Source organism: Nocardioides flavescens (assembly GCF_009823805.1).
GTDB classification, from domain to species: domain Bacteria; phylum Actinomycetota; class Actinomycetes; order Propionibacteriales; family Nocardioidaceae; genus Nocardioides; species Nocardioides flavescens.
This window is the reverse complement of record NZ_WUEK01000003.1, coordinates 308986-324087: the sequence shown is the minus strand read 5'-3', so window position 1 is coordinate 324087 and position 15102 is coordinate 308986. Positions and strand designations below refer to the sequence as shown.

Annotated in this window: 16 protein-coding genes; 4 read left to right on the top strand and 12 right to left on the bottom strand. The window is 75.0% G+C overall.

Annotated features, from left to right (window positions below):
- The first annotated feature begins 56 nt into the window (after positions 1–56).
- Positions 57–812 carry a hypothetical protein gene (locus GRQ65_RS06695; RefSeq protein ID WP_160876417.1) on the top strand — a complete coding sequence of 252 codons (756 nt, stop codon included), beginning with the start codon at positions 57–59 and terminating at the stop codon, positions 810–812.
- 15 nt (positions 813–827) lie between these two features.
- On the opposite strand, the gene GRQ65_RS06690 is transcribed toward GRQ65_RS06695, so the two are convergent.
- The 3 genes from GRQ65_RS06690 to GRQ65_RS06680 form a co-directional block, all read right to left on the bottom strand.
- Entirely contained in the window at positions 828–2315 is a 1488-nt protein-coding gene (locus GRQ65_RS06690; RefSeq protein ID WP_160876415.1) for a DUF7059 domain-containing protein, read from the bottom strand.
- Positions 2316–2486: 171 nt separating this feature from the next.
- Complete coding sequence (locus tag GRQ65_RS06685) at positions 2487–4817, bottom strand: sodium-translocating pyrophosphatase (protein ID WP_160876413.1); 2331 nt, start codon at positions 4815–4817, stop codon at positions 2487–2489.
- A gap of 199 nt (positions 4818–5016) precedes the next feature.
- Entirely contained in the window at positions 5017–5355 is a 339-nt protein-coding gene (locus GRQ65_RS06680) for an anti-sigma factor antagonist (RefSeq protein WP_160876411.1), read from the bottom strand.
- A gap of 226 nt (positions 5356–5581) precedes the next feature.
- Here GRQ65_RS06680 and GRQ65_RS06675 point away from each other — a divergent pair, with 226 nt between their 5' ends.
- Both GRQ65_RS06675 and GRQ65_RS06670 read left to right on the top strand, forming a co-directional pair.
- On the top strand, positions 5582–7861 hold the full coding sequence (locus GRQ65_RS06675) for a DEAD/DEAH box helicase (protein ID WP_337191540.1): 2280 nt from the start codon (positions 5582–5584) through the stop codon (positions 7859–7861).
- A gap of 50 nt (positions 7862–7911) precedes the next feature.
- On the top strand, positions 7912–8223 hold the full coding sequence (locus GRQ65_RS06670) for a hypothetical protein (protein ID WP_160876407.1): 312 nt from the start codon (positions 7912–7914) through the stop codon (positions 8221–8223).
- 21 nt (positions 8224–8244) lie between these two features.
- On the opposite strand, the gene GRQ65_RS06665 is transcribed toward GRQ65_RS06670, so the two are convergent.
- The 5 genes from GRQ65_RS06665 to GRQ65_RS06645 form a co-directional block, all read right to left on the bottom strand.
- Complete coding sequence (locus tag GRQ65_RS06665) at positions 8245–8811, bottom strand: LmrA/YxaF family transcription factor (protein WP_160876405.1); 567 nt, start codon at positions 8809–8811, stop codon at positions 8245–8247.
- Positions 8812–8814: 3 nt separating this feature from the next.
- Positions 8815–9282: a DUF1348 family protein gene (locus GRQ65_RS06660; protein WP_160876403.1), complete on the bottom strand. Its 468-nt coding sequence runs from the start codon at positions 9280–9282 to the stop codon at positions 8815–8817.
- A gap of 134 nt (positions 9283–9416) precedes the next feature.
- Entirely contained in the window at positions 9417–9788 is a 372-nt protein-coding gene (locus tag GRQ65_RS06655) for an Rv3654c family TadE-like protein (protein ID WP_160876401.1), read from the bottom strand.
- Complete coding sequence (locus tag GRQ65_RS06650) at positions 9785–10180, bottom strand: TadE family protein (protein ID WP_160876399.1); 396 nt, start codon at positions 10178–10180, stop codon at positions 9785–9787. The genes GRQ65_RS06655 and GRQ65_RS06650 overlap by 4 nt, the downstream gene beginning before the upstream one ends.
- Before the next feature lie 4 nt (positions 10181–10184).
- Complete coding sequence (locus GRQ65_RS06645; RefSeq protein WP_202387679.1) at positions 10185–10388, bottom strand: DUF4244 domain-containing protein; 204 nt, start codon at positions 10386–10388, stop codon at positions 10185–10187.
- Positions 10389–10598: 210 nt separating this feature from the next.
- Between GRQ65_RS06645 and GRQ65_RS06640 the strand changes: the two genes are divergently transcribed.
- On the top strand, positions 10599–11330 hold the full coding sequence (locus tag GRQ65_RS06640; RefSeq protein ID WP_160876397.1) for a hemerythrin domain-containing protein: 732 nt from the start codon (positions 10599–10601) through the stop codon (positions 11328–11330).
- A gap of 3 nt (positions 11331–11333) precedes the next feature.
- Here the strand turns inward: GRQ65_RS06640 and GRQ65_RS06635 are convergent, their stop codons facing one another.
- The 4 genes from GRQ65_RS06635 to ssd are packed head-to-tail and all read right to left on the bottom strand — an operon-like array spanning position 11334 to position 15059.
- Complete coding sequence (locus tag GRQ65_RS06635; RefSeq protein ID WP_337191539.1) at positions 11334–12068, bottom strand: type II secretion system F family protein; 735 nt, start codon at positions 12066–12068, stop codon at positions 11334–11336.
- Entirely contained in the window at positions 12065–12847 is a 783-nt protein-coding gene (locus GRQ65_RS22600) for a type II secretion system F family protein (RefSeq protein WP_160876395.1), read from the bottom strand. The genes GRQ65_RS06635 and GRQ65_RS22600 overlap by 4 nt, the downstream gene beginning before the upstream one ends.
- Positions 12844–14004 (bottom strand): TadA family conjugal transfer-associated ATPase, encoded by a 1161-nt coding sequence (locus tag GRQ65_RS06625; RefSeq protein WP_337191538.1) that lies wholly within the window; start codon positions 14002–14004, stop codon positions 12844–12846. Before GRQ65_RS06625 ends, GRQ65_RS22600 begins: the two co-directional genes overlap by 4 nt.
- Entirely contained in the window at positions 14001–15059 is a 1059-nt protein-coding gene (gene ssd / locus GRQ65_RS22125; RefSeq protein ID WP_202387678.1) for a septum site-determining protein Ssd, read from the bottom strand. Before ssd ends, GRQ65_RS06625 begins: the two co-directional genes overlap by 4 nt.
- Between the last annotated feature and the right edge of the window lie 43 nt (positions 15060–15102).

The following is a 15102-nucleotide window of genomic DNA, read 5'->3' as shown; positions in this document are numbered from 1 at the left end:
CCGGGCCCTGTGGAGGAGCTCGGCGGGGCGAAGCGGATCCGTGCCACCGTCGAGCCATGAGACGTGAGCGGTACGACGAGTGGGCCTTCGACGAGCGTGATCACGAGCCCGACCGGGTGACGCACCTGGTCTTCGTCGACGGCCGGCTGGCCGAGACGTGGACCGAGCCGGTCGAGGGATCGCGGTGGGAGGCCCTGACCGAGCGGTGGAGTGCGCCGAGGCGGCCGGACCCGCCGCCCCGGCCGCCACAGCACGTGCAGATCCTGGAGTGGCTCGACGAGGTGTGCGGCGGGCGCGCGGCGGTGCTCGCGCTCGACGAGGAGCGGCTCGAGGACGACGGCACCGACCTGCCCGACGCTGGCGACCGGGCCGCGCAGCGGCGGCTGGCCGAGACGTGGGCCGCGCTCGAGCGGGTGACCGCGCGGGGCCTGGCGGGCGAGGGTGCCGTCGCGCTGCGCAGGGCGCTGGTGCGCACCTGGGAGCGCGACCCGTGGGCGGTGACGTCGCCGCCCACGCCCGAGCACCTCGCCGGCGGGCTGGTGTGGGCGGTGGGCAAGGCCAACCTGCTGCTCCACCCGGCCAGCCCGCTCACCCAGCGGCAGCTCGGCGAGCAGATCGGCCTGCGGGGGCCGTTGTCGAGCAGCGGGCACCTCGTGGTCCACGCGCTGGGCGGTCGGGTGCACCACTGGTCCGAGCCGTTCGGCGTGCCCCGGCTGCTCCCCCTCGGGCACGCCGACCTGCTGGTGTCCGGCGTGCGCCGCCGGCTGGTGCGGTTGCGCGAGCGTGCCCTCTCCGACGCCGAGGCGGCGTGACGGGCCGACGACGGGTCAGCGGCGCAGCAGGAACCCCTCGTCGACGAGCTCGCGCACGACGGGCAGCTGGTCCTCGCGCAGCGCCGCCGGGTCGAGGGCGAGCAGCTCGGCGAGCGCGTCGAGGATCGCCCCGACCGGCAGGTCGCCGTCGCACGCTCCGACGAAGCCGGCCGTGACGGTGTCGGCGGTGCGGGCCCGGCGGAAGCCGCGCTGCTGGCGCAGCACGATCGACTCCGGGTCCTCGGCGCCGGCGGCGCCGACGGTCTCCTGCACCACGTCGACGCGCAGGGTCAGGGTGTCGTCCGGGCCGACCTCCGGGTCGGCGGCCAACCAGTCCCCGATCGCCGGCGCGATCGGCTGCTCCACGTCGTAGGGCCACTCCCACAGCGCGTGACGGGCGGTGCCCTCGGCGCGACCCGCGGCGCGCAGGTTGATCCAGCCGAAGCCGATCGCCTCGACGCCCTGCTCCTCCAGCCACGAGAGCCAGGTGTCGTAGCGACGGCGGTACTCCCCGCCGTCGCCGCCCGTGGCCGGGTGGTGGCCGGAGTCCTTGAGCCACAGCTCGACGTACGCCGCCGGGTCGAGGGTCTCGCGCTGCACCACCAGCGCGTCGCAGGTCGGGTCGAGCCAGCCGGCGAGCCGCTCGTCCCAGGGCTGGTCGCGGTGCACGACCCAGTTGGCCAGCACCTGGCAGACCCCGCCGTCGGCGAGGTGGGTGGGCGCGGCGCGCACGATGTCCTCGACGACCCGGTCGCCGGGCAGCCCCGAGTCGCGGTAGACCAGCCGCTCCCCCGTCGCCGGGGAGATGACGAACGGCGGGTTGGTGGCGATCAGGTCGAAGCGCTCGCCGCGCACCGGCTCGAAGAACGACCCGTCGCGCACCTCGACCCGCTCGCCCACCTCGTTGAGCGCGGCGTTGAACCGGGTGATGCCGAGCGCGCGCTGGTTGACGTCGGTGGCGACCACGCTGCGGGCGTGGGTCGCGAGGTGCAGCGCCTGCACCCCGCAGCCGGTGCCGAGGTCGAGCGCCCGGCCGACCGGGGCGCGCAGCGTCAGCTGCGCCAGCGAGGTCGACGCCGGGCTGATGCCCAGCACGTGGTCGGCGCCGACGCGCTGGGCCATCCCGTCCAGGCCCGGGGTCAGGTCGCTCACGACCCACAGGTCGACGTCGTCGGAGGAGTACGGCCGCACGTCGAGGCGGGCCGCGACCTCGCTCACCGAGCGGTCGAGCACCCCCTCGGCCACCAGCCGGTCGACCAGCCCCGGCAGCGCCGCGTCGGCGGCCTCCGCCGAGACCGTCGTCTGCAGCAGGAACAGCCGGGTCAGCGTCGCGAGCGGCCCGGTGTCGCGCGCCGTGCGCCGCAGCGCCGGCGTCGTCTCGTTGCGCAGCAGCGCACCGTCGGCCACGTCGCCGAGCAGCTCGCGCACGGCGTCGACCGTGAAGTCGGCGGCGAGCAGTGCCTCGCGGAGCTTGCGGGGCAGGTCGGGGGACGTCTCACGCACGGGAGCAGCCTAGGGAGGGCTATGTCAGGAGTGGTTTCGAGACAGGACTTCGTCCTTCCTCAACCACCGGCACCGGTGGTTGAGGAGGCGCGCCAGCGCCGTCTCGAAGTCACCGTTGCCGGTGGTTGAGGAGGCGCGCCAGCGCCGTCTCGAAACCACTCCCGACGTGCGTCAGACGGTGGTCGTCGTCGCGGGCTGGTCGTCGCCGATGACCGACGAGCGGCGCTTGGAGACGTAGACCGCGGCGGCGATGCCGAGGGCGGCGAGCACCGCGATGAGGATGCGGAGCACGTCGTTCTCGCTGTCGCCGTAGGACAGCTGCACGATCGCGGCGACGATCAGCAGCGAGACCAGGTTCATCACCTTGAGCAGCGGGTTGATGGCCGGGCCGGCGGTGTCCTTGAACGGGTCGCCGACGGTGTCGCCGATGACCGTGGCCTCGTGGGCCGCGGAGCCCTTGCCGCCGTGGTTGCCGTCCTCGACGAGCTTCTTGGCGTTGTCCCACGCACCACCGGCGTTGGCCAGGAAGACTGCCATCAGGGTGCCGGTGGCGATGGCGCCGGCGAGGAAGCCGGCGAGGGGCGCGACGCCCAGACCGAAGCCGACCGCGACCGGGGCGAGGATCGCCAGGATGCCCGGCGTAGCGAGCTCGCGCAGCGAGTCGCGGGTGACGATGTCGACGACCCGGCCGTACTCCGGCCGACCGGTGCCCTCCATGATCCCGGGGATCTCGCGGAACTGGCGGCGCACCTCGTAGACCACCGCGCCGGCGGCACGGCCGACGGCGTTGATGGCCAGGCCCGAGAAGAGGAAGACGACGCTCGCCCCGAGCAGCGCGCCCACCAGCACCTTGGCGTCGAAGACGACGAAGGTGAGGTAGAAGTCGAGGCCGCCCGCGGTCACCGCGTCGCCCAGCGACTCGGCGTACGCCGACAGCGCGTCCTGGGTGTAGGACGCGAACAGCGCGCTGGCCGCGAGCACCGCGGTCGCGATCGCGATGCCCTTGGTGATCGCCTTGGTGGTGTTGCCGACCGCGTCGAGCTCGGTGAGGATCTGCGCGCCCTCGGGGCTGACGTCGCCGGACATCTCGGCGATGCCCTGGGCGTTGTCGGAGACCGGGCCGAAGGTGTCCATCGCGACGATGACGCCGACGGTGGTGAGCAGGCCGCAGCCGGCCAGGGCGACGGCGAAGAGCGCGAACTGACCGCCGACGACCGCGGCTCCGAAGACCGCTGCACCGATCACGAGCGCCGTGTAGACCGCGGACTCGAAGCCGACCGAGAGACCGGAGAGGATGACGGTCGCGGCGCCGGTGAGCGAGGTGCGGCCGACGTCCTTGACCGGTCGGAAGTCGGTGCCGGTGAAGTAGCCGGTGAGGGCGAGGATGGCCGCAGCGAGCACGATGCCGATGACGACCGCCACCGAGGCCATGACCCGCGGGCTGGCGTCGGGGGCGCCGGCCACGTCGATGCCGAGCTCGGTCCAGTCACCGGGCAGGTAGAGGAACGCGATGACCACCGACCCGACGGCACCGATGGCTGCGGAGATGTAGAAGGCCCGGTTGATGGTGGTGAGGCCGTTCTCGCCGGCGCGGGGCTTGGTGATGAAGACGCCGACGATCGCGCTGAGCGCGCCCATCGCCGGGACGAGGAGCGGGAAGACGAGGCCCTTGTCGCCGAAGGCCTGCGAGCCCAGGATCAGCGCCGCGACCAGCGTGACGGCGTAGGACTCGAAGAGGTCGGCGGCCATGCCCGCGCAGTCGCCGACGTTGTCACCGACGTTGTCGGCGATGGTGGCGGCGTTGCGCGGGTCGTCCTCGGGGATGTTGTTCTCGACCTTGCCGACCAGGTCGGCGCCGACGTCGGCGGCCTTGGTGAAGATGCCGCCACCGACGCGCATGAACATCGCCAGCAGCGCGGCGCCGAAGCCGAAGCCCTCGAGCACCTTGGGCGCGTCGCCCTGGAACAGCAGCACCACGACGCTCGCGCCGAGCAGGCCGAGGCCGACGGTGAGCATGCCGACCATCGCGCCGGTGCGCAGTCCGATGTTCATCGCGGGGTCGCGCCCCTCGGACTCGGCGGCGGCGGCGACGCGCAGGTTGGCCCGCACCGCCAGCGACATGCCGAGGTAGCCCACGGCGGCGGAGAACCCGGCGCCGATGAGGAAGAAGACCGAGCGGAAGATCCGCACCAGGGTGGCATTGTCGGCGTCACCGACGGGCAGGACCAGCAGGGCCACGAAGGCCACCGCCGCGAAGATCGCGAGCGTGCGGAACTGGCGCTGCAGGTAGGCGTCGGCGCCCTCCTGGACGGCCTGCGCGATGGTCCGCATGTTCTGCGTGCCCTCGCCGGCGGCGAGGACCTCCTTGCGGAACATCGCCCCGAAGCCGAGGGCGACCAGCGAGAGCAGCGCCACGACGAGGACGAGGACGAGGTTGCCGCCGCCGACGTCCAGCGCCGTGTCGACTGCCAACGGGGAGAGGGAAGGGTGAGACCCGGCCATGCGAACTCCTCTGTGAGTCAGGTCGTGCTCGGTCCGGTGCGGGACCGCGCACCCGGGACGAGCCCGAGAGGTGAGGAGGTGAGCCCGGGTCGCGGAACGAGCCGGAGTCTACGCACGGGTGGCGTACGTCACACTGCACGTGTGACGTGGGCCACGTCGTGTCGCGGGAGGAGCCGTCCGCTGGGGTGAGGAGCTCTGCTCAGCGCGCGGCGAGCGCGCCGTCGGCCGAGTCGTGGATGACGAAGACCTTGGCGAGGCCGGTGATCCGGAAGATCTTGAGGAGCCGGTCCTGGGTGCAGATGAGCTGCAGCGAGCCGTCGTGGGCGCGCACCTTCTTCAGGCCGCCGACCAGGACGCCGAGGCCGGTGGAGTCGAGGAACTCGACGGCCTCCATGTCGACGATGATGTCGTAGGTGCCGGCGGCGACCAGCTCGGTGATCTTGTCGCGCAGCTTGGGAGCGGTGTAGACGTCGATCTCGCCGCCGACGGCGATGATGGTCGCTCCGTCGACCTCGTTGGTCGCAAGCGTCAGGTCCACGATGTACTCCCTGGGGGTCCGGGCGGCGTTCGCCCAGGGACCACGTCGACCCCGTGCCACACGCCAGCACAATGAAACCACGTCGACCCGAGACGCGTGCAAAGGTCGCTCACATAGGCCGAGCGACCCCCTTCGACGGCCTCCACCCTGCCACGGGGGCCCTGAGCGCACCCGTCCCCCACCCGTCGCCCGCCCCGGCGTCGGTGGGGTGTGCCAACCTCGCCGGGTGTCCCTGCCGCTGCCCTCCGACGAGCGGCTCACCCACCTCGAGGTGCTGCCGGCCCGCGCGGCTCGCCACGCCCCGTGGCCGCCGTGGGCCGCGCCCGAGGTCGTCGCGGCGTACGCCGCTCGCGGGGTGCGCGAGCCGTGGGTGCACCAGGTCGTGGCCGCCGACGCCGCCCGTGCGGGTCAACACGTCGTGCTGGCGACCGGCACGGCCTCCGGCAAGTCGCTGGCCTACCAGCTGCCCGCACTGAGCGCCGCGCTGGAGGCCCGGGGTCCGCGGGGCCAGCGGGGCGCCACGACGCTCTACCTCGCCCCGACCAAGGCGCTCGCCCAGGACCAGCTCACCGGGCTGCGCGAGCTGGGCCTCGACGTACGCGTCACGACCCACGACGGTGACAGCAGCCGCGAGCAGCGGGAGTGGTCGCGCGAGCAGGGCGAGTACGTCCTCACCAACCCCGACATGCTCCACCACTCCCTGCTGCCCGGCCACGAGCGCTGGCGCCGCTTCTTCGCCCAGCTGCGCTACGTCGTCGTCGACGAGTGCCACCACTACCGCGGCGTCTTCGGCGCGCACGTGGCCGCGGTGCTGCGACGGCTGCGGCGCATCTGTGCGGCGTACGGCGCCCACCCGACGTTCGTGCTCGCTTCTGCCACGGTCGCCGAGCCCGAGGCGCACGCCGGACGGCTGACCGGGCTCGACGTGCTGCCCGTGACCGGTGACGCCTCCCCGCACGGCGAGGTCTCGATCGCACTGTGGCAGCCGCGGCTCACCGCCCTGGCGGGCGAGAACGACGCGCCCGTACGTCGCGCCGCCTCGTCCGAGGCCGCCGACCTGCTGACCGACCTGGTCGTGGCCGGACGCCGCACGCTCACCTTCGTCCGGTCGCGGCGGGGCGCCGAGCAGATCGCGCTCACGGCGGCGCGACTGCTCGGAGAGGTCGACCCGTCGCTGCCGAGCCGGGTCGCCTCCTACCGCGGCGGCTACCTCCCCGAGGAGCGCCGCGAGCTCGAGCGCGCGCTGCGGGCGGGCGACCTGCTCGGCCTGGCCGCCACCTCCGCCCTCGAGCTCGGCATCGACGTGAGCGGCCTCGACGCCGTGCTCCTGGCGGGCTTCCCCGGCACCCGGGCGGCGTTCTGGCAACAGGTGGGCCGCGCGGGGCGGGACGGCGGCGACGCGCTCGGCGTCCTGATCGCGCGCGACGACCCGCTCGACACCTACCTCGTGACCCACCCCGAGGCCCTGCTCGGCACTCCGGTCGAGGCCACGGTCTTCGACCCGGGCAACCCCTACGTCCTCGGCCCCCACCTGTGCGCCGCCGCGGCCGAGATCCCGCTGACCGAGGACGCGCTCCCGCTCTTCGGACCGACGGCGCGCGCTGTCGCCGACCGGCTGACCGAGGCCGGGCTGCTGCGCCGACGGGCGCAGGGGTGGTTCTGGACCGACCGACGCCGCGCCAGCGACCTCGCCGACATCCGCTCCGCGGGCGGCGCCCCGGTGAGCCTGGTCGAGGCCGGCACCGGCCGGGTGATCGGCACCGTCGACGCGGCCGGGGCGCACTCGACCGCGCACGAGGGCGCGGTCTACCTCCACCGCGGCGAGACCTGGATGGTCGAGTCGCTCGACCTCGACGAGCACCTGGCGGTCATCTCCCGCACCGACGTGCCGTGGTCCACCAGCGCCCGCGAGACCACCGACATCTCGATCGTCGCCGAGCGCGACCACCGTGCGTGGGGCGAGGGCCCAGGCGGTTGCCGGCTGTCCTTCGGGGAGGTCGACGTGACCCACCAGGTCGTCTCCTTCCAGCGACGTCGCCAGCCCACCGGCGAGGTGATGGGCGAGGAGCCCCTCGACCTGCCGCCGCGCACCCTGAGGACCTCCTCGGTGTGGTGGACGGTGCCGGCCGATGCCCTCGAGGACGCCGGCCTCACCGCACGCGACCTGCCCGGCTCGGCACACGCCGCCGAGCACTGCTCCATCGGCCTCCTGCCGCTCTTCGCGACCTGCGACCGCTGGGACATCGGTGGCGTCTCGACCGCGATGCACCCCGACACCGGTCGGCTCACCGTCTTCGTCTACGACGGTCACCCCGGTGGCGCGGGGTTCGCCGAGCGCGGCTTCCACGCCGCCCGGGAATGGCTCGGCGCGACCCGCGAGACGATCGCGGCCTGCGAGTGCGCCGAGGGGTGTCCGTCGTGCGTGCAGTCGCCCAAGTGCGGCAACGGCAACGAGCCGCTCGACAAGGAGGGCGCCCTGCGCCTGCTCGACGTGCTGCTCGCCTGAGCGTGTCCGACCCGCTGACGGGCGGCCCCCGGCGGCGCTACTGTCCCGCCATGGTGATCCTGGGGCTGGTCCTCGTCGTCCTCGGTGCCCTCGCCGTCGTCTCGGCTGTCTTCGCCACCGATGTCGACTCCCGCGGCACCATCGAGTTCCTCAGCATCGACGTCAGCCCGCTGGCGCTGTTCCTCATCGGCGTCGGGTCCGCCGTCGCGATCTGGTGGGGCCTGTGGATCCTCAAGGTGGGGTCGCGGCGCTCGCTCGCCCGCCGCCGCGAGGAGAAGCGCCTCGGCGACCTCTCCGACAAGCTCGACGCCGTCGAGGAGCGTCGCGGTCGCGACAGCGACGACGACCGGCACCGCGACTGAGCCCGGCCCGCCGAGGACCGCTCAACCCGCCGGTGCGAGCAGTCGCTCCTGGACACGGCGGACGATGCGGACGAGGGTGGAGTCGTCGCCGCGGGCGCGGGCGAGGACGAGTCCGCCCTGGATCGCCGCGACGGCGTCCTCAGCGCGGTCCGACGCCTCCTCGGCCGACAGCCCGTGGCGCCCCAGAGCCGCAGCGAGAGCGTCCACCCAGTCGGTGAAGTAGGTCCGGACCGCCTCGTCGAACGTCTCTCGCTCCTGCCCCAGCGAGATCGCGGCGAACAGGCACACGCTCTCGCGCGAGGCGAAGTACTCGGTGACCTCCTGCGACGTGGTCCGGACCGCCCCGGCGGCGTCCTCGGCGGTCCGCAGCGGAACGAAGACGTGGTCCTCGAACCACCCACCCACCTGGTCGAGCACGGCGCGGGCCATGTCGGTCTTCCCGTCGGGGAAGAAGTGGTAGAGGCTGCCGCGACCGAGCCCGGTCTCCTCCTGGATCGCCGACAGCGAGCTCCCCTCGAAGCCGCGCCTGCGGAAGACCCCGGCGAGGGCGAGGACCGCGTCCGATCGGTCGCGGACGGTCCGAACCACGCCCTAGAGCCCGAGCTCGCTCAGACCGGGGTGGTCGGCGGGTCGGGCCCCGGAGTCGTCCCAGGTGAACAGGCGCTCCGACTCCTGGATGACGACGTCGTTGATGCTGGCGTGGCGATGGGTCATCAGGCCGTCCTCGTCGAAGCGCCAGTTCTCGTTGCCGTAGGCGCGGAACCACTGACCAGAGACGTCACGGTACTCATAGGCGAAGCGGACGGCGATGACGTCGCCCGTGAAGGCCCACAGCTCCTTGATCAGCCGGTAGTCGAGCTCGCGGTCCCACTTGCCGACGAGGAAGTCGACGATCGCGACACGGCCCTGCAGGAAGGTCGACCGGTTGCGCCACCGGCTGTCCTCGCTGTAGGCGAGCGAGATGCGCTCGGGGTCGCGGGTGTTCCACGCGTCCTCGGCGGCGCGGACCTTGGTGGTCGCGCTGGCCTCGGTGAACGGCGGCAGGGGCGGACGGGACACGGCGGACTCCTCCCGAGCGGGCTCCCCCGCTCGACTCTCGAATGTACTGATCAATACATAACGTACTGAACGGTACAGAACTCCCAGTATCCCGTCCAGGCTCGGGGAGGGGCGTGATCCACGGGCGCACGTGGTCACCCAGCGGGTCCAGCGCGGGCCTCGGCCCGCAGGTCGTGGGTCTGACCCAGCAACCGCGGCCCGTCGACCTCCACCCGCACCCGCACGTCCGTGCCGGCACCCGACGGCGCCGCCACGCACGACACGAGCCGGGCGCCGTTGGCCGCCGCGACGTCGGTGGCCGCACCGCACGGGTCTGCGCCGGCCACGCCACCAGCGTGAGCCCCGGCGAGGGCGGCGAGGTCGGCGGCCGACTGGGCCACGCGGTGGGCGTGGACCATCGCGCCGACCACGCCGAGCGCGGCCCCCAGCACGAGAAGCAGGCCCAGCACCCCCGACGCGGCCAGCGTCGCCGACCCTCGCTCAGCCCGGTCAGGACGCCGGCTCACGGCGGCACCGCCTCGTCGAGTGCGACCGCCTCGGCGCGCAGGCGGGGCGCCGGGAGGTGGGCGAAGAGCCCACCCGGCCCGGCGACCCGGCCGGTCACCACGACGCGGACCTTCCCGTCGCTGCGACCGACGCTGACGCTGCTGCCCTCCGGCGCCACCTCGAGCCCGCGGGCGACGGCGGCGCCCTCGTCGTCACCGCGGGCCACGGCGCGGGCGGTCTCGCGCGCCGCGTCGACCACCCGCACCTGGGCGGCGCCGACGACGAGCAGCCAGACGAGACCCATCGCGACCGCGACCAGCAGCGGCAGCACCATGGCCAGCTCCGCCGTGGCCGCCCCGCGCTCGCCGCGAGGTCCGCCGCGCCGCCCGTGCCCCAGCACCGACCCCGGCATCGGCTCAGCCGATCCCGAGCAGGCCGAGCACGTGGTCGTAGAGCAGCTTGAGCAGCTTGTCGCCGAAGCCGCCGGTCAGCAGCTTGTAGAGCAGACCGGCCAGACCGGCGCCCGCGGCCGTGCCGACGGCGTACTCGGCGGTCGTGATGCCGCGCTCGTCGGTGGAGCGGGCGGCCGAGCGCGTGGCGATGACGGTGGAGAGGGACATGAGGAACTCCTCGTGACGGGCCGCGGGATGCGGCCACCGGGTTCCGAGGCTGCCGCTCCCGGCATCCGCGTGGGGCGCGTCCGGGTGAGGCTGTGGAGAGCCCCCTCGTCGCGCCCGTCTGTGGACGACTGAGGGACCAGAACCCGGCCGGAACCCGGCCCGAACTCAGCCGCAAGGCGACCGCAAGAGCTGGTTCCTAGCGTCGGCAGCATGAGCACCCAGACCGACGACCGACTCACCCAGATCCGACTCCCCGGCCAGGCCGCCGCACCCGACGGCCCGTGCGACATGACGGGGATGTTCGTGATGCACCACGCCTTCCGGCGCGACCTGCCTCGCTTCACCGCGGCGGCGCGGTCGACCCCGCTCGACGACGCCGCCACCTGGTCGGCGCTGCGGCGGCGCTGGGACGACTTCGCCCGCGAGCTGCACCACCACCACACGAAGGAGGACGAGGCGATCTGGCCGCTGCTGCTCGAGCGCGTCGACGCCGCGGGCGACCACGAGGCGCACGCAGTGCTGACCGACATGGAGGCCGAGCACTCCGCCATCGACCCCCTGCTCGCCCAGGTCGAGCAGTCGCTGGCCGACCTGACGTCCACCCGGCCTCAGACCGAGCACCGCGACAGTCTCGCCAGGGCCTTCGCGGGCCTCACCGAGCTGCTCGACCAGCACCTCGCCCACGAGGAGCGGGCCGCGATCCCCGTCATCCAGGAGCGGATCAGCGCGGAGGAGTGGGCCCACCTCGAGAAGACCGCCCTGCGAGCCTCCGGCACCCCCAAGCAGATGATGTTCCTGCTCGCGTGGGCCGCCGAGGGGATGCCCGACGAGGTGCTGGCGCGACTGCTCGGCGGCGCTCCGCTCCCGGTGCGCGTCCTGCTGAAGCTCGGCCGGCGCGGCTACGCGCGCTCCAACCGGCGGGCGTTCGTCCACGTCGACTGAGCCTCACAGACCGAGCTCGGTGAGCAGCCCGGCGACGACGGGCACGATCCCGATCAGGACGAACGCCGGCAGGAGGCAGAGCCCGAGCGGCACGGCTGCCTTCACGCCGACCGCACGGGCCCGGTCCTCGACGTCGGCGCGGGCTCCGCGGGCGAGGTCATCGGCGAGGCGCTCGACGGTCGCGACCACGGGCGCGCCGGTGCGCTGGGCCCGCGCCAGTGCTCGGCCGAGCGGGCCGAGGGCGGGGTCGGTGGCGAGCTCGGCCCAGACCTGGGCCGGGTCGAGACCGAGACGCAGCCGCGGCACCACCTCGGCCAGCCGCACTGATGCCGGCCCGGGCAGGGCGTCGGCCACCACGGCCAGCGCCTCCGTCGGGGACCGTCCAGAGCGCAGAGCGTCGGCGAGCAGACCGACGACGTGTGGCAGCTCCCGCACGGCCGCCTCGCGCTCGCGGCGCATGGAGGCCGGCTCGGCCCGCTCGATCACGACCCAGGTGCCGACGGCGGCCAACGGCGCAGCGAGGGCACCGACCGCACCACCGAGGAACGCCCAGACGGCCGCCCCGGCCAGCAGCGACCAGACCGGCCGCCACCGGCGCAGCCAGTCGGCGTCCGCCCCCGCGTCCCGGGCCGCCTGGGCCGTGGCGGCGGGTGCGGGCAACCGGCCCGTCGGCGGGGGCAGGGCCAGGGCCACGGCGGAGGCGGCCGCCAGCGCGACGACCACCACCGTCGGCGTCACCGGGCACCGTCCACGTCGCGCGCGAGCGCCTCGATCCACCACAGGCCGCCGAGCCCGCAGGTGAGGCCGGCGGCGAGACAGAGCCAACCCGCCGGGGTCGCGATCAGGAAGCCGAGCGGGTCCCCGCCGACGCCGGAACCCATGGCCAGAGCCGCCACGGGCAGTGCGGCGACCAACCTCGCGGTCGCGCGGGCCGAGGCCAGCTCGCCGTCGACCAGGCGCTGGGTCGCCCGGCTGGCGACCAGGTCGCGAGCCACCCGGTCCACCGCGTCGGCGAGCCCCTGACCGGTGCGGTGCGCGACGTGCCACGCTGCCGCGAGCAGCCGCAGGTCGCTCGCACCGGGGCGGAGCGACACCGCGCGCAGGGCCGCGGGCACGTCGGCCCCGACCCGGAACGACTCCGCCACCGGGGCGAGGTCGGGCCAGTCGGTCGCCGCCCGCGCGAGCGCGGCCCCCGGGGGCTGCCCCGCGCTCAGCTCGGCCCCGAGCTGTTCGCACGTCTCGAGCACCCGGCGACCGGTGGCCTCGGCCGCCCGTCGCTGCCCGCGCCGACCCCACAGCCGCCACCCGCCCACTCCGGCCGCGAGCACCACCACCGCCGGCACCAGCCACCCCGGGGGCAGCCCGATCACCACGGCCGCGAGCGCCGCACCGGCGAGCAGGAGCGGACGCCTCGTCGAGGTGGCGTGGTCCGTCCGGCGCGGCCGGGGCAGCGCGGGCGGCCCCGGGAGGAGCAGCGCCACCGCGGCGGCCGTGGCCAGCGCGGCGAGGAGGGTCACCGGGCCAGCACCTCGGCGAGCGCCCCGGCACCTGGCCCCTCGTGCAGTCCGCCGTCGGCCCCGGCGGTGACCGCCGGCACCACCGTGACGAGGCCGTCCGTCCCGCGGTCGAGCACGCCGACCTCGGCGAGCCGCCGCACGCCGTCGCGCCCGCGCGCGACGTGCAGGACCACGGCGAGACCCGAGGCGAGCTGGCTGTGCACGGCCGCGCGGTCGAGCCCCGCGGCGAGGGCGAGGGCCTCCACGCGCGCGGGTACGGCACTCGCGGAGTTGGCGTGGATCGTGCCGCAGCCGCCCTCGTGGCCGGTGTTGAGCGCGGCCAGGAGCTCCACCACCTCCCCGCCGCGCACCTCACCGACGACAAGACGGTCCGGTCGCATCCGCAGCGCCTGGCGGACGAGCACCCGCAGGTCGATCGCCCCGGCTCCCTCGACGTTGGCCGGCCGACCCTCGAGCCCCACGACGTGTGGATGGTCGGGGCGCAGCTCGGAGGCGTCCTCCACGAGCACGAGCCGCTCGGCCGGCTCGACGATCGAGAGCAGCGCCGCGAGGAGCGTCGTCTTGCCGCCGCCGGTGCCGCCGCTGACCAGGAAGGCCGCCCGCGAGGCGACGAGCGCCCGGAGCAGCTCGGCGCCCGGGCCGCTCAGCGACCCGGCGGCGACGAGGTCGTCGAGCCGCAGCGCCCGCGCCGCCGGGACGCGCAACGAGATGGTGGTGCCGGGTCGCGCCACCGGAGCCAGGACCGCGTGGAAGCGCGACCCGTCCGGCAGCCGCAGGTCGGCGAAGGGCGCCGCGTCGTCGAGCCGCCGCCCGGCGAGCGCCGCCAGCCGCTGGGCCAGCCGGCGCACCGCCGCATCGTCGGGGAAGCGCACCGAGGTCGGCTCGAGGCCCTCGCCGCGGTCGACGTAGACGTGGTCGGGGCCGTTGACGAGCACGTCGGTGACCCCGGGCAGCCGCAGCAGCGGCTCCAGCGGCCCTGCGCCGACGACGTCGCGCCGCAGCGACTCGTAGACGCTCAGGACCGTGGCGTCCCCCACGGGTCGCCCGGCCTCGCGCAGCGCCTCGGCGACGCGGTGCGGGGTGAGCTCGCCGGGCCGGTCGGCCAGTCGGGCCCGCACCCGGTCGAGCAGCCCCGGCTCGAGCTCGGCGACGCTCACGCCGCCACCGCCCCGGGGTCGGTGGCGGCGGCGAGGACGGCCCGGGCCGCGCGCGCGAGGGGCGAGCGGCGCGAGCGCACCGGACCCAGACCGAGGTCGAGCGCCTCGTCGAGACCGCGCTGGTCGGGCATGACCGCCAGGGCCGGCGCCCCGACGAGGTCGGCGACGCGTGCCGGGTCGGCACCCCTCCCCCGCACGACCAGACCGACGCGCGACGGGTCGGCCACCGCGGCCAGTCGGCGGGCCGCCGCGGTGACGCCGGCGTACGACGGCACGACGACGAGCACCACGAGGTCGCAGCGGGCGAGCGTCTCCTCGGTGCCGCCGGCACGGGGGAGGTCGACGACGACGGTGTCGTGGCCGCGCCGCGCGGCCGAGAGCGCCTCGCGCACCGCGGAGGCCTCGAGCGGCAGGGGATGCGCGGTGAAGCCGAGGACCCCCGGACCGTCACCGCGCGGCACGGCCTCGCGCAGCGAGCGCGCGGAGAGCCGCCCCGAGGCGCGGCCGAGCGAGTCCCACCGCACGCCGGGCTGCGCGTCGAGGGCCAGCATCCGCTCGCACCCCGGCCCCAGCGGGTCGAGGTCGACGAGCAGGGTCGGCCCGCGCTCCGCCGCGACCTGGGCGAGCGCGCAGGCCAGGGTGGTCGCCCCAGCGCCGCCCGAGCCGCCGAGCACCCCGAGCAGCGCGCCGTCGCCACGGCCCGCCTCGCCGAGGTCGATCAGCGCCTCGGTGACCCAAGGCGCCGCCGCCGGCAGCTCGAGGACCCGCTCGGCGCCGAGGAGCAGTGCGTCGCGGAACGCCCCGTCGGGCGGCGGAGACCAGCACACGACCAGCACGCCCGGTCGCCGCGCGGGCGCGAGCGCGGCGAGCTCCGCCGCACGGTCCGCACCCACCAGCACCAGCGGCGCGCTCGACCAGGCGGCCAGCGTTCGATCGGCCGCGCCGCCGGCGAAACCGTCGGCGACGAGCCGCAGCGGCACCCCGGCCGCGGCGGCGAGGCGGCCGAGCTCGTCGGCGAGGAGGGGGTCGGAGGTCAGCGCGAGGGCGGGATCCATGCCGTCCACCATGGCCGCGGCGGCCTCCGTCCGGGCGAGCTGC